Genomic DNA, 22,807 nt, shown 5'->3' on the forward strand with positions numbered 1-22,807 from the left:
ATTAGGGAGCCTCCTAAGTCATCAGAAATGTTTGAGACGAAATGTTTGAGACTTTGAGATATCGAAAGGGTGACCCGTGATGTTCAGCGGAGCCAGCGAGTTAATCAGAACTCAAGCCAGCCATCAACATCATCAAGGTCAAAAAGCCAAGAAAACCTGTCTTCAGTTGCCAGCAGTTCCACAAAACAAGCAAGAACTGACTGATCAAACGATCAATGAGAAACAGCGAACCGCAAAATAGTGACAAGCCAACTGCGAAAGACGGATAACCAACTGCGCTTTAGCTGAGCTAACTAATTGGCTAACGGATTGGCTAATGATTATTTTAGCCAACTAAGACTTCCGAGAGGATTCTGATTCAGAATCAATGACAATGCTGCATGTTACAAGCCCATCAAAACCACTGGGGTTTTGGTTAACGAACAGAGCCACAAGATCTATGTAGCCCTCTACGAAACGAGGCAATAACTTGAAACGATGGTTAAGGGAGTTAACTAACTAGGTTGTCTAGCGCTAACTGATTTGATTCTAATGGGTTTGATCCCCATAGGTTGAAATAATTCGCAACTGTTAAAAAATGCGATCTATAGCAATAAAGAAGTCAGAAATGGGGCTTTTTAGTTGCGATTTACTTACAAATGGTTATGAACCCAATAGTGCTTGCTAGCGGGTTGGGGAAAATTGACGCGATCGCCCTTCATAGTTCAGATGTTCCGGCAAGGGCTGATCCCGGCTTGTTGATCCCGGCTTGTTGATCCCGGCTTGTTGATCCCGGCTTTCGGAGCGAGTTGGAACCAAGGGCGCGATCGGGCGCTGACGGAGGGCGATACATTCCCGGCAGCCATTCCCCAACACCCTACCCGAGGCAAATTAGGGATCGATTAGGGACAGGTTAGAGACTGATTAGGGTTAGGTTTTGGAGCAAGGGATTTTGGAAGGAATTTTGGGCCGATCGAACCTGGCTGCATTTCCGTGTGCCAGGACGCTGCCAAAGTTGGGATGGGTCGTTTACCATCAACTGCAATTGTCGTTGTTTGCCTGCGACTGCCATGCCTCTCGATTGCAGCCATATTCAGTTTCGCGATCGCGCCGAAGAGATTGATTTTGACCAACTCCATCAACTGTTTCAGGACACGGCATTTTGGGCGCGCGATCGCCGCCGAGAGGACGTGGAATTAGCCGTGGCCAACAGTTTGCCGGTGATTAGCGCTTGGGATGGCGATCGGTTGATTGGGTTTGCCCGAGCCACCTCCGATGGCATCTATCGGGCCACGATTTGGGATGTGGTGGTTCATCCCACCTATCAAGGGGCTGGCATTGGGCGCAAGTTGGTGCAAACGGTTTTGGCGCACCCGCAACTCTGCCGGGTGGAGCGAGTCTATTTAATGACCACCAATCAACAGGCGTTTTATGAACGGATTGGTTTCCAGGAAAACCAAAGCACCACCATGGTGTTGTTGAATCAACCCTTGATTGAACCCTTGCCAACTTGCCAAGGGGCGGAGGTGGTGCCGGTGGCGGAGGTGGTGGCCCAACCCACATCGGCCTAGGGACTGCGGCACAATGGCTAGGGTGTCTTGCGATCGAGGCCGGCCGTGAAGTTTGCAACTTGGACAGTGGGGTTACGTCATCTGTGGCGCGATCGCCCTTGGGTGGTGGGTTTGGGGGCTGCGGGAGCCGTGGCCTTGGGGGTTGGTGCGGCCCTGTCGCCCATGGGAGATTGGTTGGCCAATCGTCAGGCGAACCAGTCCCCCACAACGGGATTAGCCGAAGTGGCCGCGGCCCGAATTTACCAAGAAACGCCCAGTCCCGAGGCCAAGGATCCCAAAGCGGCTAAAGTGCCTCCCCTGACGGAGTTGGCGGAGTCGGCCAGCCCCTTGACCCGATCGGGCGCACGCTATGTGTTGGCCACGGAAGCCCTGAGCGTCAAAGACCATGGAACGGCCCTGAAGTGGCTGGAAAATGCTGATGATCCGGTGCTGTTGGCTCCGGTGTTGGCCCTGCGGGCCAAGGCGCAACTCCAAGGGGGCGATCGGGCTGGGGCCAGCCAAACCTGGCAAACCCTGCTGAAGCAATTTCCCCAGGATCCGGCCACGGCGGAAGCGCTCTATGGGTTGGGTCAACAGGATCCAAAGTGGCTCGATCGCCTGGTGGCGGCCGATTCTCCCTGGAAATCCCATCCCCGGGCGATCGCGGTAGCCAAGCAACGGTTAGCCCAAACGCCCGATCGCCCCGACTGGTTCCTATATCTATTGCGCCATGCCCCCGATGCGCGGGACGTGGGCAACTATCTGGGGCCCTTAGAAAGTCAGTTCGCCACCGCCATCACCCCCGCCGATTGGGCCATGATCGGGCGGATTTATTGGGATCGTCGTCAATACGCCAAGGCCGGTGATGCCTACGCCAAAGCCACGCCCAGCCCGCTCCATGCCTATCGGGCCGGGCGGGGGGCCCAACTAGGGGGCAAACGGCCCGAGGCGATCGCCCGCTATCGTCGCCTGATTCAGCAATTTCCCCAGGCTCCGGAAGCGGCCTTTGGCATGACCCGTTTGGCCCGGTTAGTGCCGCCGGCCGAAGGTTTGGCCCTGCTCGATCGCGCCCTGGCCAACCCCACCCATGCCCCTCGGGCCCTGCTGGAGCGAGTGCGGATCCTGAAAAATCAGCAACAGCCCACCACGGCCGATCGCGATCGACTCTTCAAAACCTTCAGCAACAGCGACGCGGCCGGCGATTTGCGCTGGCAACTGGCCGAGGAAGCCGCCACCACCAGCCCCCAAGCGGCCCGCCAATGGGCGATCGCCCTGGTGCAACAAAACCCTGAGCATGAAGATGCCCCCCGGGCCAGCTTTTGGGCTGGGCAATGGGCCGCCCAGTTGGGAGACCAAGCTGCCGCCCAAGCGGCCTACCGCCACACCCTGCAACAGTATCCCGAGTCCTACTACGCCTGGCGATCGGCGGTGAAGTTGGGGTTACCGGTCGGAGATTTCACCACCATTCGATCGGGGCAACCCACCCTGCAACCGCCGCCCCCCCGCGCCCCCTTACCCGCCGGATCGCCCACCCTGCAAGCGCTCTATCAACTGGAGCAAGACCGCGCTGCCTTTGACTATTGGCAAACGGAATTCCAAAACCGCAACCAGCCCACCTTTGCAGAGCAATATACGGACGGCACGTTGCGACTGGGCAATGGCGATTATTTAGCCGGTCTTTTTGCCCTGGCCAATTTGCGGTGGCGAGAGGAACCGGGCGATCGGGAACAGTTTGCGGCCGCCCGTCGAGACTTGAACTATTGGCGGCGGCTCTATCCCCGTCCCTATTGGGATGCGATCACCGCCGGGGCCCGGGCCCAAAACCTGAATTCGGCCCTCGTGTTGGGGCTAATTCGCCAAGAGTCCCACTTTGAGCGCGACATCCGCTCGATCGCCAATGCCGTGGGCTTAATGCAGGTGTTGCCTTCCACGGGCGAATGGGTAGCCAACAAAATCGGCTTCAAGGATTACACCCTGGAAAATCCCCCGGACAACATCAAACTCGGCACTTGGTTTTTGGACTATACCCACCGGGAATATAACAACAACAGTCTGCTAGCTGTGGCCGCTTACAACGCCGGGCCGGGCAATGTGAACCGCTGGGTGAAGCAATTTGGCACGGCGGATCTCGATCGATTTGTGGAGCAAATTCCCTTTTCAGAAACGCGCGGCTATGTGGAAAACGTGTTGGGCAATTATTGGAATTATCTCCGGCTCTACAACCCGGAAACTCAAGCAATTTTGCAACCATTTCAAGCTGATTCCAAACCCAAAAACAGCCCCTAGAGGATGCTTAAAAAGTCAAATCAAGCCAAATCAAACCAAATGTCGATCTAATTCTCACTCTATTAATCAAAAAAAAGGGCTTCAGGCTATTAATCAAATCACCCAAAATCTTGACATTGCCACCATGAAATCACGTGGAACAAGGGGCTTGATCCCCTTGTTGGCGAGGTAAACGATGTAAATAATGGATAATTTCCAGAAAAATATTGCAATCCTTAGCCGATTTTTAGACAGATATTGAGAACAAAAATGTAAATTTATTTAGAATTTGAATATGGTTGAATGATTGAGCAAAAATTGGCGGTACAGTTCACCAAAATTCTCCCACCGCCCCCGGTTTTCCATGCCCAAACTTTCCTCCTTCGCTGTTTTATGGGGACTGTTGCTTGGTTCTGGCCTGGTTGTTTCCAGCGTTGCCGCCCAAGAAGCTCCCGTAAACCCGCGATCGCGCCGTGATGCCGAAGCCCAAGTGAGCCAATGGCTGGAGCAACACCGCGCCAGTCCCCCTGCGATCCGGGCCTTTGTGCAGCGAATGCCGAAAGGGGGCGACATTCATACACACCTGAGCGGGGCCGTTTATGCGGAGCGTTATTTGGAGTGGGCCGCCGCCGATGGCTACTGCATTGATCCCCAGGCCCTAACCCTGATTCCACCGAGTGCCTGTGGCCAAAACAGCCGCTATTTTCCCGCCTCGCAGTTGCCCAATCGTCCTGACACCTACGATGCCCTGATTAATCTGTGGTCAACGCGCAATCTGCCTTTTGCCAATCGATCGGGACATGATCAATTTTTCCAGGCATTTGGCGGCTTTTCGGAGATTTCTTCTGCTCCGTCGCGCCAGGATGACATGGTGGCGGAGGTGGCCAATCGCGCCGCTGATCAGCATATTTTCTATTTAGAACTGTTGATGACCGTTCAAGGCGCTGAAGTGCGTCAACTGGGGCGGGCGGTGGGCTGGAGTGGCGACTTTGCCCAAATGCGGCGCGCGCTGCTCGATCGCGGCTTAATGGATCTGGTGGCCCGAGGGAGCCAGGAGGTGGCGAATCTTGAACGCCAGGTCGCCAGCACTTTACGCTGCGATACGCCCATGGCTCAACCGGGCTGTGAAGTGACGGTGCGCTATTTGCAACAAACCACACGCACCAAAGCGCCCGAAGAAGTTTTTGCCCAATTTGTTTATGCCTTTGAGTTGGCTAAAGCAAACTCTCGCGTTGTGGGGATCAACTTAGTTGCGCCCGAAGATAATCCGGTGGCCCTGCGCGACTACCAGCAACAAATGCAGATGTTGCAATTTCTAAAAACGCAGTTTCCGGAAGTCAAAATTTCTCTTCACGCGGGGGAATTAACCCTGGGCTTAGTGCCACCGAATGATCTGCGTTTTCATATTCGGCAAGCGGTGGAAGTGGCTCAGGCCAGTCGCATTGGCCATGGGGTGAGCATTCTCTATGAAAACAACCCCTTTCAACTGATGGCAGAAATGCGCAAACGGGGGGTGTTAGTCGAAATTTGCCTCACCAGTAATGAGGTGATTTTGAATGTGGCTGGCAACCAACATCCCTTCCGCGAATATCTGGCGGCCGGTGTGCCCATGACGTTGGCTTCCGATGATGAGGGCATTGCTCGCATTGATTTGAGCAACGAGTATGGATTGGCGATTTTGCGCTATCAGTTGAGCTATGCCGATCTCAAACGGTTGGCGCGCAATAGTTTGGAATATAGTTTCCTCTCGGGAGCCAGTCTTTGGAATTCGTCAAATTTTGACGCAGTGACTGCCGCCTGTGCCCAAGATTCGCCCAACGCTGCTTCCATTTCGGCGGGTTGTCGGGGCTTTTTGGCCCAAAGCGATCGCGCCCGGGTGCAGTGGAAACTTGAATCGGAGTTTGCCCAATTTGAAGCCTTGCCCTCGTTTCGCACTGGCCCCTAGTGCAGGAAATTCCCGATTTTCCTACGCCCGATTTGCCTACGGTTGAAAGAGCTGGGCTAGGTCGATCGCGCAGTCCGGGAAAGCCAGCGGGGCGATCGGGCGATCGCTCACCGTTTCTTCTTGGCTATAGCGGCCCGCTTCCGGTTGCCGAAACACCACCACCCGCCGATTCACCAAATCCACCACCCAATATTCCGGAATTCCCACCCGCGCGTAGAGATCCCGCTTGTGGGTCAGGTCTGTGGTCAGGGTCGATCGGGCAATTTCAATCACCCAAAACAGATCCGCTGGCCCCGGGTGGCGATCGCGAAAGGCCGATCGAGGCAACCGAACAATTGCCAAGTCCGGCTCCGGCTCCGAGTCATCCAGCGTAATCGGGTGTGCCTCACTAATCCAAGCCTGATCGCGCAACAACAACCGCAACCGATCGCCCAAACTGCTGCACTGGTAGCGGTGTTCTGGCCCTTCCGGTGACATTTCAATAATTTGCCCGTTCAACAGTTCCACACGGCGATCGACCAACAGGCCCGCCGCGATCATTTGGTGATATTCCGCCACAGTCCATTGCGCCAGGGTCAACATAATTGCGTTGTCGCGTCGTCACGCGGCAGACTCTACGGTTGAAAGAGCTGGGCTAGGTCGATCGCGCAGTCCGGGAAGGCCAGCGGGGCGATCGGGCGATCGCTCACCGTTTCCTCTTGGCTGTAGCGGCCCGCTTCCGGTTGCCGAAACACCACCACCCGCCGATTCACCAAATCCACCACCCAATATTCCGGAATTCCCACCCGCGCGTAGAGATCCCGCTTGTGGGTTAGGTCGGTTTTCAGGGTCGATCGGGCAATTTCAATCACCCAAAACAGATCCGCCGCGCCGGGATGTCGTTGGACAAATTGGGATCGATCGCCCCGCACCACTGCAATATCCGGCTCCGGTTCCGAATGGTCTAGGGTAATCGGTCGCGCTTCCCGCACATAGGCTCGCCCCCGCAGGCGATCGCGCAGCCACTCCGCCAGGGTTTCGCCGCGATAGGTATGCTCCGGCCCTTCCGGTGACATTTCAATAATTTGCCCGTTCAACAGTTCCACACGGCGATCGACCAATAGGCCCGCCGCGATCATTTGGTGATATTCCGCCACAGTCCATTGGGCCAGGGTCAACATAGGCGACCAGTTTTGATCGGGGAATTTCCCCCAGTCTATCAACAGGCTTGATGGCCTAGGGCGCGGTGTTTTGGGTCTCGACTAGGGCGGCAAATTCCGCGAGAGACTGCCGCAATCGATCGCCTGCCACTTCACTCAAATCATTGTGGCCAGCACCAGCGATCCAGAGCGATCGCTTCATTCCGGGGGCGGCGGCGTAGAGTTGCTGCCCGTGGGACCAATCAATCGTTCGATCCTGTTGACCATGAATGACTAAAACGGGCGATCGCACCTGGGGCAACTTACTGTGATTGGTGAACTTATCAAAGGGGAAAATCGCAATCGGCAATACCACCCGAAAAGCAGAGGTGAAAGTGCTTTCCAAAATTAAGCCTCCCACCGGATGCCGTCGCGCCAACTCCGTGGCCGATCCGCCCCCGAGCGATTGCCCATAAACCAGAAGATTGCGCGGCGCAATTTTCAAAGTTTGGGTGAGATATTGATAGGCCGCTTCCGCATCTTCATAGGCATTGGCCTCGCTGGGGCTGCCGTCACTGGTTCCATAACCACGATAATCGTAGGCAAACACCGGATAGCCCCAGTTATGTAACTGAAACAGCCAGGGCCGAATTTGCCCCAAGTCACTGGCATTACCGTGAATATAAAGAATGGTCGATCGGGCGTTTTTCTGTGGCAAATAAAGGGCTGAAATTTTTTCCCGAGGATTGACCGGAATTTTCAAAATTTCAGGACTGTCAACATAGCTCGGCGGCGGTGGCAAAAAGATCATGCTATCCGCCCGAAAGAAGACATACAGCGTAATTGCCACATAGACAAAAACAATCGATCGAATCAATCGCTGCCAACTCAGTTCACCAATTAACAGCGATCGCAACTGGGAAGACCACATTACCAGTGACCCATTTTGATTTTTATCAGCTAGTTTGACCGATGGTCGCCGCCCGCGGCCCGCCAACCGGCCACCCGCACCACAGGCAGCCAAGGGGCCGGTTTCGATCGGCTTGCGACTTTAGCAACATCAAGGTTGTAAAATATCGCCTCAAGACTGGCCTTACAGTCGAGAGAGTCGAACCACTAGGTGAATTGCCCATGACCGCCACAACCCCCGCACCCACGACCACGCCTGCATTTTGCGACGGCATTCAATACTTCGGTGCGCCTTGGCCCGAATTTGACACCCTGGGTGCTGCGCCAGCCGTGGATGCGACCACAGGGGCGATCGCCAGTCCGAGCGATCGAGCGGCGGCCTTCCAAACTCTCCTGGCGGCCGATGCCCTGCGCTACCTGACCGTGCAAATGACCGCCAGCAAGGAATCGGGCCACCCCGGCGGCTATGCCAGTTCCGCCGATGTGATGGCGGCGCTGATCATGCTGGGCTACAAGAACTTCACCACGGAAGTGGGCCACCACGCGCCCGGTTTTTATTCCCAGGTGTTCTTGGATCGATCGCTCGAAGCCATGGGCATTACGACGGTACAGCAACTGCGCGATCGGTTCCGGGAAACCCACGGTCTGCTGGGTCACCTGTCGGGACAAATTCCCGGCTTGCTCGCCCCCGCCGGCCCCCTCGGCCAGGGTCAGCACTTCGCCATGGCCGGCGCGAAGCTGTTCCCCGGCACGCTGTTCCCCGTGACGATCGGGGATGGCGGCCTGGGCGAACCCTACATCATGAGCAGCTTTGGCCACTTCAACACCGCCTATCCGCAAGCCACCAACTTCCTGCCGATTCTGATTTGGAACGGCTACAGCCAAGAGCACCACAGCATGGTCTCCACCAAGTCCAACGCCGCCATGGAAGCCTACTGGCGCGGCAATGGCTTTGAAGAAGTGGTGCTGCTGGATGCCAAAGACTTCGACGATGCCAACCAGCCGGGCGATTACGTCGATAGCACCCAGTTCTCCTTTGCCCAGCGGTTGGTGTTTGCCCAGGCGGTGCTGGAAGCCACGGACAAGGCGGCAAAATTGGCCTTGGGCGGCAAACTGACGGTGCTGATCATCAAGCAACTGAAGGGGGCGGGTGTTCACAAGCGCGGGGCCCAATCTCACAACCTCTATCCCGGCGACAACCTGGAACGGGACTACATTGTGGCGGCCCTGAAGGAACGGGCCCTGTCGCCGGAAGCCTGGCAACTGGTGCGGACGAATTTTGAGCGATCGGGCGGTGGCCCCGGCTCCCAAGTGGCCGTCACCGAAAGCGTTCGGCCCTTGGCAGATTTGGGCAAGCTGAACCTGGTGGAATTCCCGGCCGGCGAAAAGAAAGTTTCGACTACGGCCATGGGCGATCTGGTGGTGCAAGTGGGCAAGGCCGACCCGGATTTCATCGTCACCAATGCCGACGGTAACGCCGCCTCGGGGATCAACAACATCAACGTGGGTCTGAAAATCGTTCACCCGACCACTGACCCCACCTATTTCCAACAGCCCGATGGTCAGGTCTACGAACCCCTGAACGAGGATGCCTGCGCCGGGTTGGCGGTGGGTCAAGCGCTGTTTGGGGCGCGATCGCTCTGGTGTTCCTACGAGTCCTTCGCGATCAACGGGCTGCCGATTTGGCAAACCGTCACCCAAGCCATGGCCGAACTGCGCCGCCCCACCCCCGCCACGGTCTGCCTGTTCACGGCGGGCGCGCTGGAGCAAGGGCGCAACGGTTGGACGCACCAACGCCCGGAAATCGAAAACTACTTCGCGGCGATGATGCGCAACGGCAACATCTTCCCGCTGTTCCCCTGCGATGCCAACAGCACCCAGGCTTGCTATGAGTGGGCGCTGGCTCAGGTGAACAAGGGGATCACGATTACGGTCAGCAAGTCGCCGCTGCCGATCGTCTCGACCTTTGAGCAAACGCGCCAAGCCTTGCAGGATGGCGGTTTTGTGTTGCAAGAAACGCCCGGTGAGAAAACCGTGGTCTTGGCGGTGATTGGTGACATGACGCTGACCCCGGCGATCGCGGCGGCGGAACAGTTGGCGGCCCAGGGCATCGGTTCGCGGATTGTGGCGGTGATCAGCCCCCGTCGCCTGTACCGATCGACCGATGTGGCGGTGGAGATGTGCTCGGAGCCGGATGCTCACTTTGTGGATGATGCGACGTTCGATCGGCTCTTTGGCGGTGATGCGTTGTTGGGCGTGACCGGCGGCACGAGTGCGATGCTGGAGCCGATCGTCTTGCGTAGCACGGCTCCGCGCGATGTGTTTGCTTGGAAGCGCGGCGAAACGACGGCCACCGCTGGTCAACTGATGGGTCTCAATGGTCTGACGGCGGAGAACCTGGTGAAACGGGCGATCGCGCTGTTGGGCTAGGTTTCTAATTTCAGGGGGCGGGCGATCGTCTGCCCCAGAAAGTTGCCCCAATTTTTTTGACAGCTTAGCTATGCTTCTATCCAGTAAAGTGATGAATCTGAGCTATGTACGTGGCTGATGGCCCGTGAGACTGGACAATCTTTACATCAAAAATCCACCGCCACTTTTAAGATTTAATAAAAAACCTGGGTTATGGAAGCCGTGAGAGGGAGTTACATCATTCTCCATATCAGACTCGGTGCGATCAAGAATTTCCTTGAACACACTGACGCTGAAGCTGGAGTGGAGATTCAGAGTGTTTTTGAAAAGTATCATGCTGGCGAATATGAAGACATAGATGACTTCGATAATGCTTTATTTTACCCAATGGAACGTCAAGAGATGGCGGCTCGTACTGTTTTTTACGAACTCAACGCTCTAAGCGAGAGTGAGCTTCAAAGATCTGCTCATGTCCCATGGCTGGAGTCAGAAAAACATAGCGGGCCCAAAGCATTGGACTGGCACAATATGACCTTGAACTCTATTCGGTCATTAAAAAGAGTGAATGACCTCCCTTTCAAGGATATTCTCAAGCTTATTGAAAACAAATATAAGATTAGAGTAAAAGACTTGGAGGAAGCAGATACTTTCTTTCAAGTGCGCGAGATGGTAAACTCGTTCAAACATAGAGAAGGCTATATTGATTTTAGAAAGCAAGAACTAAAAGATATTGACTTTGTAGCTTGTTACAAAGCTGATATAGAACAAGCGTATCAAGCCATTGACAAGACATATACGTTTATCACAGCCTTGTGGAAGGCAACTAATCGCGAACCATCGCCAACCTCAGGCAAAGTTGATATCTAAGAGGATGTTTAAAAAGTCAGGATTGATACTCTGCTTGCCCCAGCGATCCTTGAAAAAAATAAGCTTAAGCCCCTTGCTTCCATGATTTTGGTACTTTATCAGTGCCTCAAAACACTTTTCAGACATCCTCTTGGCGAGATTGCTATAGATGTCTATCACTGCCCGTTTTTGTCGTTATCTTGCTATGAATGATGCAGAACGCTTGATCGCCTCTTTAGCAGTGATGCATTGTTGGGCGCGAGACGTTATAGGTTTTATCTATAAAAAGCGTCAAGCCTCTTTCCTTAGCTCTTCTAAAACTTCCTTAGCGAATGAAGGCTGACTCCCATACCAATTCAATTCCTCATTAATCTTTTCGACAGACTGCTCAAGGCTTTCTATACTAGAGACAATATTACTGGCTTCCATACTATTGTTTGACTCTAAGCTACTAATTGCACTTAGGATTTGCTTGGCAAGCGAGTGCTTATCACTCCACCAGTTTAATTCCTCATTGACTTGAGATAATTGCCTTTTTAATCCATCAACTGCAACATCAACACTGCTCAGATGTGAATCTAGTGTTTGTTCTAATGATTCAATTCGATCAATTAAAGTATCTTGCTTATCTAGAAGTTGCTCCAAAAGGTACTCAACTCTTGATAGTTCCATGATCGAAATCCGATGCAACGTCTATGTGAATTTTATATTAAAGGTATACTCTGATGCAAAAAAGTTAAGATTTTCTTAGCTTTGCAAGAAAAAATCCATTGCTGACAAGTCAATTCAATGGATGGATATAAAGCGCGATTGAGGATACACCAAGCACTCTGAAGGGTCATCAGACTAATAGTCTTGTCACACCTTATCAGGCTCCTTCAAGATAGAATGGCGGATGATTTTGGCGGGGACACCGCCCACGACGGAACCATCGGCCACATCCTTGGTCACGACCGCACCGGATGAGATCGCCATGCTGGAGCTGATCGTCCTGTGCAGCACGGCCCCACACGATGTGTTCGCCTGGAAGCGCGGCGAAACGACAGCCACCGCTGGTCAACTGATGAGCCTCAACGGTCTGACGGCGGAGAAACTGGTGAAACGGGCGATCATTGCAGCCGAATGAATCGTTAGCCGTCTTAAACTTCAGCCTCGCCCCCCTGTCGCCCTCAAAAAAATGCTTGAATTAAGCGATAAGCTCAAACCATCCTGATAAGCCACTGTAAGATCATTTGTCCTTGTATGACGATGGCAAACCTACCCCACTTCATTCAATATCAAGGCAGCAAAAGGAAGCTAGCAAAACACATCCTCCAGTTCTTTCCAAAAAAACTCAATAGGCTAGTAGAGCCTTTTGCTGGAACTGCTGCAATTAGTGTTGCTACGTCCGCAAGTCAGATCACCCAGAGTTTTTGGTTAAATGATCTGAACCACCCGCTCATCAAGCTTCTAGAACTAGCTGTAGAAAAACCAGACGAAATAGCCGATTTTTACTTAGAGCTATGGAATCAACAACATCCCAATTCTGTAGACCATTATTTTGAAGTCAGATCAAAATTCAATGAGACCAACGATCCAAAACTACTTCTTTATCTACTAGCAAGATGCGTTAAAGGTTCGGTTCGCTACAACTCCGAAGGACTGTTTAACCAAAGTCCGGACAAAAGACGAAAAGGAACGCGACCAGAAACAATGAGAAAAAACATAGTTGGTGTTTCTAGTTTGCTCAGAAGCAAATGTAAGTTTACCAATTTGGATTACCGAGAAGTATTAGAACAAATCCAGGAAGATGATTTTATCTACATGGATCCTCCATATCAAGGTGTCTGCGGAAATAGAGATTCAAGATATTTGTCTGGGATAGACTTCGATGATTTTGTGTTAGCGCTTGAACAGTTAAATCGCAAAGGATCTGCATTTATCATCAGTTATGACGGTAAATTGGGTGATAAGGCATTTGGCAAAGTTCTTCCTAAGTGCTTAAACCTTGAAAAAATCGAAATCGAAGTTGGCAGATCTTCGCAGTCCACCTTACTAGGCAAAGCAGAAAATACAATCGAATCGTTGTACTTGTCGCCAAGTTTATCCAAAAACTTAATGAATACTAAAATTTATCATTTTAGCTATATTGACCAGCAACCAAAGCAGCTAACCCTCTTGGAAACGCATGGAGAATTCGCAGCCGCTACCCGGTGACTTCCTGGAACTTTGCCGTTCTGTAACAGCAAAGAGACCGAAAGCAGTCATTGATCACATCTTGCAACACGGATTTATTACAACTGAGGAATTAAAAGAAACTTACGGTTATAACCATCCTCCAAGAGCCGCTAGAGATGTCAGAGAAAACGGTATCCCATTAGAAACTTTTCGTGTTACTGGAAGCGATGGCAGAAAAATAGCTGCATATCGATTTGGAGATATTAGCAAGGCAAGATTCACTCGCCTTTCTGGCAGAACAGGTTTATCCAAGCAAATTAAAGAGGCACTGATTAGCAGATATGGATGCAGGTGTTTTATTTATCTTGAAGAGGTCAATGAACGCGAATTACAAATTGATCACCGTGTTCCTTTTGAAGTTGCTGGTGAGCCGGATCTAGCCCCAGAAAATTTCATGTTGCTTTGTGGCTCAGCTAACCGGGCTAAGTCGTGGTCATGCGAACATTGCGAAAACTGGAACAGCATTAAGGATAAATCTATTTGTCTATCCTGCTACTGGGCTTATCCAGAAAGCTATGAGCATATTGCAATGCGACAGATTAGAAGAATAGATCTGCTTTGGGAAGGAGATGACATTGAGATTTATGAAAGACTCAAGCAAAGGGCTGTCAGCGTAGAAAAGGAACTACCTGAGTTGGTCAAAGAGATTATTGAGCGTGAGTTTGAGCGCAGTGGCGACGGCTAACACTGCTTTCGTTCAGACGTAATAGAGGCTATCGATGAGTGCTCAAGTTGATCTGCCGTCGCACAGCTTCACCGTTATTTTGCTGTGGATGATGTGCACAAGGTTCGATCGCTCCTTCGGTGGTGATGCGTTGTTGGGCGTGACCGGCGGCACGAGTGCGATGCTGGAGCCGCTCATCTGATGAGCCTCAACGGTCTGACGGCGGAGAAGCTGGTGAAACGGGCGATCGCGCTGTTGGGTTAGGGCTGTGATGATCCCAGGGCGATCGTTGCGGTAGAAGTTCTATAAGTGGGGGTATTATCTCGTAACTGCGGAACAATAGCCTTCATACTGAAATTACACTGCAACTGCTTGACAACGCTCTGCTGAAAGAGTCATCCCGCAACTGCGGTCTAATAAATAATTAGGTGTCATTCGTACGTCTCTATGAATTCCAAGCACCAACAGTTGGTTGAGGTTCTCCGAGAGGTGCGCCAGTTCCTTTCGCGGCCCGACAATAACTTTGATTGGTCTTCATGGAAGGATGCACCGGCAGCACTTCGAGAGATTGACAGCATTGTTACTCGCATTGAGTCTGGTGACATACCCAAGCGTTCCGACATTGAGCTTTTGTTTCTTCCCACCGGCCCAATCCAGGAGGTCAGTGTGAGCAGTGGTTGGGGGCAGGAGTTCTGCGAGTTTGCCAGCCGTTTCGACACCGCGATTGCGAAAGCCTACGGTGAAGACGTTTTCGCGTAGTTAGGGCGATTCTTGCCGGAGAGTTGGAGGCTGAAGTGAGGAAGTTACAAACCATGACACCTAGTTTGCAATCGTTACGCCCCATGCGCCGGGTCGCTGAGCCTGGGTCGTTATCTTGCTATGGATGATGCGACGTTCGATCGCCCCTCAGTGATGCGTTGTCGGGCGTGACCGGTGGCACAAGTGCGATGCTGGAGCCGATCGTCTGATGAGCCTCAATGGTTTGATGGCTGAGAACCTGGCGAAACGGGCGATCGCGCTGTTGGGTTAGGGCTGTGGTGTTGCTGGGGCGATCGGTAAGGTTATAGACGTGTCTGGCAGACCCCTTGTCAGTCGTCAAGGTTAATAGCTCGAAGATGGAAGGTTGTTAGCATATCTGTAGCACTGGGAATGAGGCAGAAAATTGGATTACACCGTTAGTGACCGACAGCAGTATGAACCAATTCTGAGAGATTTTGTTGGGAAAACTTGCTCCCACTCGATCGCTTGTAATTCAATCAAAATCAGGTTTGAAGAAAGAGGCCAGTTAAAGAGGCAAGGTTACATTTGGATTGACCCACCTTGGTCGTTCATGCAGCATAGAGAACTGATTACAGATGCCTCTTTCTGCCCACATTATGAAGATATTGATTACAATCCAAGATTCAAAAAATGGTGCAATCTATTTCATCCGTTAAATCAAAGCGTATTCACAGGATATGAATTTTTGGAAGATAGCAGTCTCAACTTGTTTTTTCATGATTCTTACCAGATTCATATTCCAAAGTATGAGGACTATCCAGATGATGAGGATTTAGAACTGTGGTACGTACAGTGGTACGCAAATCCGTTTCAAGAAGAGGAAACTAGTTGATAAGTACCAGCAGTGGAACAAACCTGTTAGAGCAAACTGAAAAAGTTGATCCGGTATCACAGCAGAGAAAAAACCGATAGAATGGGCGATCGCGATTGAGCAACAAAACCAAAATTTTGATTCATGAATTCCGATTTTCACGCGAATTTTCGGTGCAATGTCGAATGATTTTGGCGGGGACACCGCCCACGATGTAACCATCGGGCACATCTTTGGTGACCACTGCACCGGAAGCAACCACCACGTTGTCACCGATCGCTACGCCGGGGTTGATAATCGCACCGCCACCAATCCAAGCGTTATTGCCGATCGAGATCGGCTTGCCAAATTCCTGACCCGATCGCCGCAAATCTGGGTCGATCGGGTGAGTTGCCGTCAAAATGCTGACCCGAGGGCCAATTAGGCAATAATCGCCAATTCGTACTTCACAAACATCCAGAATGATGAGATCAAAATTGGCGTAGAAATGATTGCCCAAATGGATGTTATAGCCGTAGTCACATTTAAAATTCGGTTCAATATAAATTTCCGGTGGCGCTGTGCCTAAAAGATCGCGCAAAATGCTGAACCTTAGGTTGGGTTCTTCCTCGGTGGTGGCATTATAGCGACGGCAAAGTTGGCGGGCCCGGGCCCGTTCTTGGATGAGTTGGGAATCGGAGGCTAGGTATAGTTGCCCTGCGATCATTTTGCTTTTTTCGCTATGTTCTTCGGCAAAATTAGCCATTATCAGCCTCCCAGAATCGACCTTCATCAAAATCAAAATCCCAGGAGCGATTCACGAGTCATTGATCATCTCCTGGGGTTCTATGAAATCTGTGCAGTGGTGGAATTAATCAAAACAAGCCGATCGGCTCGCTCTGAAATGTCTTTTGATTCGATCGAGCTTTGCCCATTTCAGTGTTGAATCGATCGAGACACCTGGGCTTAATCGGTGTACGTATAGGTTTCCCCACCGCAAATTGTGCCTGAACTGACCGAATCTGAGCCATCAGCAAAGCGAGCCATGAAGTCATAGGTACAATCTTCACGGCCATCATCAATAGTGATGTCAACGGACTCGCCAGGGTTCAATACATCAACCCCCAAAATGTCCTCTTCCCAAGAACTGGTGCTGGGGGGCGAAGCATAGAAATGCGTCATGGTTGAGCTAGTGCCATTCACCAACGTGAAAGTTACTGACTCTGTGTCCGCTTTGGCCATGGCTGCCGACAGGGCCACCATCGGCACTGCAATAGTGGCCGCCAAGGCCGATTTCAAGGTCGATCGCATTGTCCATTGAGTCATATAAAATCTCTCAAGTTCTCAGAGGTGACGTGGAGAAATGGTCAAAAACCGAGGTTAAAAAATATTGGCTAGAAAACATTTCTCAGCCAACGATTTTAGTCTTGAATCGCAGCCAGCAGCAATTCCTCGATCGGGCGATCGCCAAAGGTACTGGCAGGAAACGTATCAACCACATCGAATTTGGCTCCCAGCCCCATTAATTCATCATCCAAAAACTTTAAGAAGTTGGTTGCGCTCGGATCGTTCCCCACTTGCACAAAGCTAATGCCTAATTGTTCATCAACGGACATCTTTTTGGTGGCCGCGACGATCGCTTGGGCCGCGGCGGCTTTGTCATCGGGCTGACCATCGGTAATCACCAGCAGGGTTAAGGGGACTTCCGCCTTGCCATTTCTTCAGCAAAACTGTATTCAAAAGCCCTGCCAAATTGGTGGAGCCAAAGGGTTCATTTTGGCTAAAAATTTCGGCCACCGTCGCCGCCGTTGCATTCCCAAATTCACGAATTTTGCTGGCAAAGGTGTAGACCTCAATTCCATCTGGATCTAGTTTTTCCACCGCTTGGGCCAGCCCAAAAGCCGCTTCAGCAACGGCGGCCCAGCGGGTTTGCCCATTGGGAAGGGTCATGCCCATGGAGCTGGAAGCGTCAATCGCCAAAATGTAATCACGCTTGAGGCTAATCATGTCTCAATTTGATAGAAAAAAGGTGGTTAAACGATCAGAGCGTCTAGAGAATTGATGCAACTAATGCCCATGGTTTTCAGGAAATTGGTCGCTGAATCATGACCCATTCGCTGATCGTTTTCACTGATCGTTGATGCTTGAACATTGCGCCCATTGATTTCTCTTAATCTTGGATGGCGGCAAGCAGAATTTCTTCAATTGATCGATTGCCAAATTCACTAGCGGAAAAGGTATCGACCACATCGAATTTAGCGCCCAATCCCATTAACTCGTCATCCAGGAATTTCAAGAAATTGGTCGCACCCGGATCATCACCAATTTGGACAAAGGTAATCGCTAGTTGCTCGTCCGATTGCATTTTTTTGGTGGCAGCCACCAGGGATTGGGCGGCGGCGGCTTTGTCGTCTGGTTGCCCGTCCGTGACGATAATCAAGGTGGTGGGCACTTCGGGAACCCACTTTTGCAGCAACACCAAGTTCAACAGTCCAGCCAGGTTGGTTGACCCAAATGGGCGATTTTGGCTAAACAAATTGGCAACGGTTTGAGCGTTGGCGTTGCCGTATTCCTTGACCCCAGAGGCAAAGGTATAAACCTGGATGCCATCGGGATCAAATTGCTCGATCGCCTGGGCCAGTCCAAAGGCTGCTTCGGCAACGGCGGCCCAACGGGTTTGACCGTTCGGCATCTGAATGCCCATGGAGCTGGAAGCGTCCACGGCCAAAATATAGTCTCGGGTTAGGTCAGTCATGGTTTCACACAGGCAATTACTTTCCAATATCCTAGATACCGCTAATTCACCCTCATTGATCCCAATTTGCCCTATTGAATTAATGCTGCTTGAATTTTTTGGATCAATCTTTTGGATCAACCTCTTGAATCGATCTTTTGGATCAACCTCTTGAATCGATCTTTTGGATCAACCTCAGATTGCATCCTAATTGCATCTTAGGTATCAATGCTGGCTAACGGCGAAATCGGGCGAGATTTAGCAAGATTTGGATTAACCCAATCTCTGTTGGCTCAATGCTAGCTAGATATCTGTGCCAGGTTGATTGTTAGGTAGCGGATTGTTGGGCAATGAATCGCTAGGGGCTTGATTGTTGGGGGTGGATGGTGAATTGGCGGGGCGATCGGGCGCGGCGGGGCTGGCGGCGGGGCTGGGTGACTCCAGCGGTGTGACCCATTGGAAGTCGATCGCGATTTTTTGGTCACCCACCTTCACTTGGGTCACTTCAATTTCTCGGGTTCCGGCGGCCAGGCGCTGAAAACTATCCGCCAAAAGCTGATTCACGGTGATGATTCGAGGGTCAGCCAAGGTGATACAGGGGGAATCCACACGGGCAATTTTGGCCTCAAGCAGTTGCCGGGAGCTGGCTTGCAACACAAAATCGAGGCTCCCCGGTTCTAGGCGCTTGTCGGGACAAACGAATTTGCCAAAGGCGCGCACCTGTCCCTCTTGAATTTCAAAGCGATCGATGGTTTCCACAAAGGAAGCGGGATCGCCTTTGAAGCTGATGGGGCTTTGGTTCAGCAGGGTTTCGGAAATTTCGTAGCCGCTGTTCACCACCAAGTTGCCGTTTTGGATGTCGGCTTTAAAGCTGAATCCACAGCCCACCAAGGGCAACAGCAGGGCGATCGCCCCGAGGGTGGGAACGCCGGGCCGTGGCTGGAAACGGACTTGCGATAATCGAGATTGCCTAGCCGATCGATTCACGGCGATCGCCCCTCCCTCTGGGCTGGTTGCGGTGCGGAATGCTGAAGAATGGCTGTTGATCAGCCTGTTCGGTTCCCAACCTAGCGCGATCGCCCTAGGCAGCATCCACACCGGGAACCCGTACCGCATTCATCGGAAATCCGCTGGGGGGTTGATTTTGCCCTGAACAAACTGCCCGATCGCTTCCCTAGGGTTGGGGCGACAGATAGGGCGAGGCGATCGGGGCTTGGCGTTTTTGCCAAACCAAGGCTTGATAGAGCGCCACGGCCACATCCGCGCGGGTTGCTGGCCGCTGGGCATCCAGGCGATCGCGCAAGGGATAGTAAGTGACAAGGTTGCTTTGGCTGGCGGCGGCCACCTTGGGCTGGGCCCAGCGGGCCAGGGCCAAGCCGTCGCTGTAACGCTCCAGTTGTCGTTGGCGATCGGGCGGTTCCGGCAGCGGCAAATTCAGCCCAGAGGCGAGGGTGATATAGAGTTCAAGGCGAGAAATGGGTTGGTCGGGGGCGAATTGTCCATTGGGATAGCCGCGCATCAGCCCTAACACAACGGTTCGATCGACAGCGGATTTTGCCCAATGGTCGGCAGCCAAATCCGGGAAGGGTAGGGGCGATCGCACCGTGGGCCCCGCCCAGGCATCTCGCAAAATGGCCGCCAATTCGGCCCGGGTCACCGGTTGATCGGGCTTGAAGGAACCATCCTCAAACCCAGCAATAATTTTGTCTTTCCGCAGTTTTTCAATGAAGGGATAGGCCCAATGTTGCCCGTCCACATCCTTAAAGGGCGCGGCCACTGGCTCCGAGGCGGCTGGCGCAAGGGCTGGGGCAACAGACGGCGCAGGGGCGATCGGCTGGGCTGGGGCGGCGGGGATGGGCGCAGGAGCCGCAGGGGCCAGGGTTTGGCTAGCCACCGGGGGAGCCGTGGGGGAGGCGGCTGGGGCCTTGGCGGGCGCGTCGGGTTGGGGCTTCGGGGCGATCGCCCTCGTGGGTTCTTTGCCTGTGCCCTTAGGCGCTTCAGGGGCAACGGGGCGCGATCGCAGCAAGCCCTGCCAACCCGCTGGGATTGATTGACGACTGGCAAACCACCAGAACAATCCCCCAAAGATTAGCAGGGCTACTAAGACCGCAATCCATTCATCATTAGTCTCGCGGGCCGATCGCGATCGATCCTCGGGCAAGGGCCCATCCGGCAATTGAGACACGCACCACCTCCAAACTCAGGCCATGGCCGGGGTTTTCATCAACTCGCACCGGAGGCACGAGGTAACCCCGGGGCTTAACCGTTCCCGGCCCCTTGAGGTTCGGTGGCGGCTAAGTCTCCGGACAGCCTAGCAAATGGCCCGCTGGGAGGCAAAATTAGGGCGTGATCGCAGTCGCGCTTCTAGGAGTCCCGCAAGTCCAAGGACTGATGGCGACGCTGACGGCTCATTTCATAGAGCGCCATTCCCGCCGCCACCGAAGCATTCAGGCTGGGCGTGTGGCCGCTCATGGGAATCGACATCAACACATCGCAGGTTTTTTGCACCAACAGGCTCAGGCCATCGCCCTCTGCGCCAATCACCAGCACGATCGGGCCCGTGAGGTCTACCTTGTCGATCGGTTCGCTGCCCTCAGCGGCCAAGCCATGGATCCAGAAACCAGCAGCCTTCAGGGTTTCCAGGGCTTGAACCAAGTTGCCCACCCGCGCGATGTTCAGGTGTTCGATCGCGCCGGCCGCCACCTTCACCACCGTGGAAGTTACGCCCACGGCCCGCCGTTGGGGAATGATGATACCCTTTGCGCCCAAGGCTTCGGCACTGCGGGCGATCGCACCCAAATTGTGCGGATCCGTCACCCCATCCACTGCTACCAACACAGCGCGATCGGTGGCCGCCTTGGCCTTTTCAATCACATCCGCCAAGTCCAAGTAATCGTAGGCCGCCGCCTGGGCTGCCACACCTTGGTGATTGCCCCCATCCGTCAGCCGTGCCAGTTGGCTATAGGTGGCTTCATCGATGATTGTGCCGTTGGTCTTAGCCGTTTGCAGCAGCCCCATGAACCGGGAATCGTAGCGCAACTGGGGCACGATCCAGAGTTTGTGCAGGGTACGCTCGCTCTCTAGGGCTGCCAACACCGAATGACGGCCGTAGATGATGTCATTGTTGGTTTCGGCTTCGCCCGTGGTTGGGTTGCCATTTTGGGTATTGCCATCAAAGGCATGGGCAGCGCGATCGCGCCCGCCGAAGTCCCGGCCTTGGCCGTCCCGGTGTTGCTCGCGGAACCCATCCCGGCGGCCGCCAAACTTGCCCCCTTCGGGACGGCGACTGAAGGCCGGGCGATCGCCCCCGCGATCGAACCGAGGAGACCGATCCCCCCGTTCACCGCGATCACTGCGATCGATCCGTTCACCCCGATCGCCCCGGGGTGAGCCATAGTCACCATCCCGACGCTCATCCCGGTTCCGCTCCGGCCGGTCAGGACGATCGGGTCGATCGCCAAAGGGCCGACTGAACTTGCCTTGACCCTTGCCAAATTTCTTGCCCCGGAAGTCTGAACCCTCGCCACCGCGCGAGTCCCGGTTCTCTTCCCGGTTCCAATCGCCCCGAGGGCTAAAGGGTCGATCGCCCCCACGGTTCGGGCGATCGCCATCCCGGCCACGGCGCTCAAAGGACTGGCCGCCCTGACCGCCACCAAAAGGCTTGCGGCCAAAGGATTTGCCGCCAAAGTCCCGGGACTCGCCATCACGCTGGCCGGAGCCATAGCCCCGCGATCCTTGCGATCGATCCTGGGATCCCTGCGATCCCTGAGAGCCATAGCCCGATCGACCCTGGGAACCATAACCCGATCGACCTTGGGAGCCATAGCCCGATCGCTGGCCGCCGTAGTCCTTCTTTTCCTTGCCAAAGTCCCGGTCTTTGCCAAAATCCCGGCGCTCGCCCCCGTCATAGTTGCGGCGTTCCCGGTCTTCCCCGGAGAACCCGAAATCATCCGCGCGATCGCGCCGTCCCTCGTAACGCCCCTTCGAGCCTTCTCCCCCTTGGGAACCTTGATACCGTCCCTTGCCCTGAAACTGTCCGCCCTTAACCGGTTTCCCCGGACGCTCAAACTTGCTGGATTGACCGGCTTGGCCTGCTGAATTGCCGGTACGACCCTTACGATACGAAAAATCAGTCATGATGAAGAGTTGCGATCTAAAGTCGCATGAGAGGAAACAGACGGCGACAAATCCAACCGGGCCAACAACTCGGTCAGTCGGGACGGCTGGGTTAGGTAGAGATAACCCACCAAGGTTTCAAAGGCCGTGGCGGCCTGGTATATTCCACCCGCGAGCCGTTTTGGACGCTTATCAGTGGCATTGCGACCGCGCCGAACTATCTCACGTTCAGCCTCGGTCAGGTGGGGCAGCAGCGCCTCTAGATGGCGGGCTTGGGTTTCAGCGCGAACTTGGGCAACCACGCGATCGTGATAGGTGCGGGTGCGTGATTGCGGCAAGAGGTAATAGCAGCGGATGTAAAGTTCGTAAACGGAGTCGCCTAAATAGGCCAAGGCAGCCGGCGACAGACGTTGAATTTCGGCTGCGGGAATTGACGAACTGAGGGGGAGGGGCGATCGCAAGGCCGCGGCGGCTAGCCAGCCTGC

At 53.5% G+C, this 22,807-nt stretch carries 27 protein-coding genes; 12 read left to right on the top strand and 15 right to left on the bottom strand.

Features of this window, described 5'->3' with window-relative positions; genetic code table 11:
* Positions 1-79 precede the first annotated feature (79 nt).
* A complete protein-coding gene (locus tag H6F46_RS16830; RefSeq protein ID WP_190355977.1) occupies positions 80-241 on the top strand; it encodes a hypothetical protein in 162 nt (53 codons plus the stop codon).
* 422 nt (positions 242-663) lie between these two features.
* On the opposite strand, the gene H6F46_RS16835 is transcribed toward H6F46_RS16830, so the two are convergent.
* Entirely contained in the window at positions 664-852 is a 189-nt protein-coding gene (locus H6F46_RS16835) for a hypothetical protein (protein WP_190355976.1), read from the bottom strand.
* Between the two features lie 197 nt (positions 853-1,049).
* Between H6F46_RS16835 and H6F46_RS16840 the strand changes: the two genes are divergently transcribed.
* From H6F46_RS16840 to H6F46_RS16850, 3 genes are all read left to right on the top strand, one after another.
* On the top strand, positions 1,050-1,550 hold the full coding sequence (locus H6F46_RS16840; RefSeq protein ID WP_099534201.1) for a GNAT family N-acetyltransferase: 501 nt from the start codon (positions 1,050-1,052) through the stop codon (positions 1,548-1,550).
* Between the two features lie 45 nt (positions 1,551-1,595).
* A complete protein-coding gene (locus tag H6F46_RS19940; RefSeq protein WP_190355975.1) occupies positions 1,596-3,815 on the top strand; it encodes a transglycosylase SLT domain-containing protein in 2,220 nt (739 codons plus the stop codon).
* A 343-nt stretch (positions 3,816-4,158) separates the two neighbouring features.
* Positions 4,159-5,739, top strand: coding sequence for an adenosine deaminase (locus H6F46_RS16850; RefSeq protein ID WP_190355974.1), 1,581 nt, complete (start codon positions 4,159-4,161; stop codon positions 5,737-5,739).
* A gap of 36 nt (positions 5,740-5,775) precedes the next feature.
* Here the strand turns inward: H6F46_RS16850 and H6F46_RS16855 are convergent, their stop codons facing one another.
* Genes H6F46_RS16855 through H6F46_RS16865 form a run of 3 tightly spaced genes read right to left on the bottom strand, consistent with a single transcriptional unit; the run spans position 5,776 to position 7,788 of the window.
* Positions 5,776-6,321, bottom strand: coding sequence for a Uma2 family endonuclease (locus tag H6F46_RS16855; protein WP_190405023.1), 546 nt, complete (start codon positions 6,319-6,321; stop codon positions 5,776-5,778).
* A gap of 32 nt (positions 6,322-6,353) precedes the next feature.
* The gene (locus tag H6F46_RS16860; RefSeq protein WP_190405024.1) at positions 6,354-6,899 is read right to left on the bottom strand and encodes a Uma2 family endonuclease; all 546 of its coding nucleotides are present in this window, start codon (positions 6,897-6,899) and stop codon (positions 6,354-6,356) included.
* Positions 6,900-6,954: 55 nt separating this feature from the next.
* Complete coding sequence (locus H6F46_RS16865) at positions 6,955-7,788, bottom strand: alpha/beta hydrolase (RefSeq protein WP_190355972.1); 834 nt, start codon at positions 7,786-7,788, stop codon at positions 6,955-6,957.
* A gap of 200 nt (positions 7,789-7,988) precedes the next feature.
* On the opposite strand from H6F46_RS16865, the gene H6F46_RS16870 reads away from it, so the two are divergent.
* On the top strand, positions 7,989-10,196 hold the full coding sequence (locus H6F46_RS16870) for a phosphoketolase (protein WP_190355971.1): 2,208 nt from the start codon (positions 7,989-7,991) through the stop codon (positions 10,194-10,196).
* 192 nt (positions 10,197-10,388) lie between these two features.
* A complete protein-coding gene (locus H6F46_RS16875) occupies positions 10,389-11,042 on the top strand; it encodes a hypothetical protein (protein ID WP_190355970.1) in 654 nt (217 codons plus the stop codon).
* Between the two features lie 270 nt (positions 11,043-11,312).
* Here the strand turns inward: H6F46_RS16875 and H6F46_RS16880 are convergent, their stop codons facing one another.
* Entirely contained in the window at positions 11,313-11,693 is a 381-nt protein-coding gene (locus tag H6F46_RS16880; RefSeq protein WP_190355969.1) for a hypothetical protein, read from the bottom strand.
* 223 nt (positions 11,694-11,916) lie between these two features.
* Here H6F46_RS16880 and H6F46_RS16885 point away from each other — a divergent pair, with 223 nt between their 5' ends.
* The 5 genes from H6F46_RS16885 to H6F46_RS16905 all read left to right on the top strand — a co-directional run bounded on the left by H6F46_RS16885 (position 11,917) and on the right by H6F46_RS16905 (position 14,661).
* Positions 11,917-12,147 carry a hypothetical protein gene (locus H6F46_RS16885; RefSeq protein ID WP_190355992.1) on the top strand — a complete coding sequence of 77 codons (231 nt, stop codon included), beginning with the start codon at positions 11,917-11,919 and terminating at the stop codon, positions 12,145-12,147.
* 122 nt (positions 12,148-12,269) lie between these two features.
* On the top strand, positions 12,270-13,217 hold the full coding sequence (locus H6F46_RS16890; protein ID WP_190355968.1) for a DNA adenine methylase: 948 nt from the start codon (positions 12,270-12,272) through the stop codon (positions 13,215-13,217).
* Positions 13,189-13,923 carry an HNH endonuclease gene (locus tag H6F46_RS16895; protein ID WP_190355967.1) on the top strand — a complete coding sequence of 245 codons (735 nt, stop codon included), beginning with the start codon at positions 13,189-13,191 and terminating at the stop codon, positions 13,921-13,923. The genes H6F46_RS16890 and H6F46_RS16895 overlap by 29 nt, the downstream gene beginning before the upstream one ends.
* 34 nt (positions 13,924-13,957) lie before the next feature.
* Complete coding sequence (locus H6F46_RS16900; protein WP_190355966.1) at positions 13,958-14,104, top strand: hypothetical protein; 147 nt, start codon at positions 13,958-13,960, stop codon at positions 14,102-14,104.
* A 245-nt stretch (positions 14,105-14,349) separates the two neighbouring features.
* A complete protein-coding gene (locus tag H6F46_RS16905) occupies positions 14,350-14,661 on the top strand; it encodes a hypothetical protein (RefSeq protein WP_190355965.1) in 312 nt (103 codons plus the stop codon).
* 118 nt (positions 14,662-14,779) lie between these two features.
* Here the strand turns inward: H6F46_RS16905 and H6F46_RS16910 are convergent, their stop codons facing one another.
* A complete protein-coding gene (locus H6F46_RS16910; RefSeq protein ID WP_190355964.1) occupies positions 14,780-15,001 on the bottom strand; it encodes a hypothetical protein in 222 nt (73 codons plus the stop codon).
* A 63-nt stretch (positions 15,002-15,064) separates the two neighbouring features.
* Between H6F46_RS16910 and H6F46_RS16915 the strand changes: the two genes are divergently transcribed.
* Positions 15,065-15,514 (top strand): hypothetical protein, encoded by a 450-nt coding sequence (locus H6F46_RS16915; protein ID WP_190355963.1) that lies wholly within the window; start codon positions 15,065-15,067, stop codon positions 15,512-15,514.
* A 121-nt stretch (positions 15,515-15,635) separates the two neighbouring features.
* Here the strand turns inward: H6F46_RS16915 and H6F46_RS16920 are convergent, their stop codons facing one another.
* From H6F46_RS16920 to H6F46_RS16960, 9 genes are all read right to left on the bottom strand, one after another.
* Positions 15,636-16,238, bottom strand: coding sequence for a sugar O-acetyltransferase (locus H6F46_RS16920; protein ID WP_190355962.1), 603 nt, complete (start codon positions 16,236-16,238; stop codon positions 15,636-15,638).
* Between the two features lie 200 nt (positions 16,239-16,438).
* Positions 16,439-16,798, bottom strand: a complete 360-nt coding sequence (locus H6F46_RS16925) for a hypothetical protein (RefSeq protein ID WP_190355961.1) — start codon at positions 16,796-16,798, stop codon at positions 16,439-16,441.
* A gap of 95 nt (positions 16,799-16,893) precedes the next feature.
* Positions 16,894-17,157, bottom strand: a complete 264-nt coding sequence (locus H6F46_RS16930) for a hypothetical protein (RefSeq protein ID WP_190355960.1) — start codon at positions 17,155-17,157, stop codon at positions 16,894-16,896.
* Positions 17,132-17,479, bottom strand: coding sequence for a hypothetical protein (locus H6F46_RS16935; protein ID WP_190355959.1), 348 nt, complete (start codon positions 17,477-17,479; stop codon positions 17,132-17,134). Before H6F46_RS16935 ends, H6F46_RS16930 begins: the two co-directional genes overlap by 26 nt.
* 163 nt (positions 17,480-17,642) lie before the next feature.
* Positions 17,643-18,227 (bottom strand): hypothetical protein, encoded by a 585-nt coding sequence (locus tag H6F46_RS16940; RefSeq protein WP_190355958.1) that lies wholly within the window; start codon positions 18,225-18,227, stop codon positions 17,643-17,645.
* A gap of 282 nt (positions 18,228-18,509) precedes the next feature.
* On the bottom strand, positions 18,510-19,322 hold the full coding sequence (locus H6F46_RS16945; protein ID WP_190355957.1) for a hypothetical protein: 813 nt from the start codon (positions 19,320-19,322) through the stop codon (positions 18,510-18,512).
* A 58-nt stretch (positions 19,323-19,380) separates the two neighbouring features.
* Entirely contained in the window at positions 19,381-20,391 is a 1,011-nt protein-coding gene (locus H6F46_RS16950; RefSeq protein WP_190355956.1) for an S-layer homology domain-containing protein, read from the bottom strand.
* Positions 20,392-20,570: 179 nt separating this feature from the next.
* A complete protein-coding gene (gene rlmB, locus H6F46_RS16955) occupies positions 20,571-22,343 on the bottom strand; it encodes a 23S rRNA (guanosine(2251)-2'-O)-methyltransferase RlmB (protein ID WP_190355955.1) in 1,773 nt (590 codons plus the stop codon).
* Positions 22,340-22,783, bottom strand: a complete 444-nt coding sequence (locus tag H6F46_RS16960; RefSeq protein ID WP_199291639.1) for a Mini-ribonuclease 3 — start codon at positions 22,781-22,783, stop codon at positions 22,340-22,342. The genes rlmB and H6F46_RS16960 overlap by 4 nt, the downstream gene beginning before the upstream one ends.
* Between the last annotated feature and the right edge of the window lie 24 nt (positions 22,784-22,807).

It is taken from the genome of Limnothrix sp. FACHB-1083 (assembly GCF_014696485.1).
In the GTDB taxonomy this organism is placed as follows: Bacteria; Cyanobacteriota; Cyanobacteriia; order CACIAM-69d; family CACIAM-69d; genus CACIAM-69d.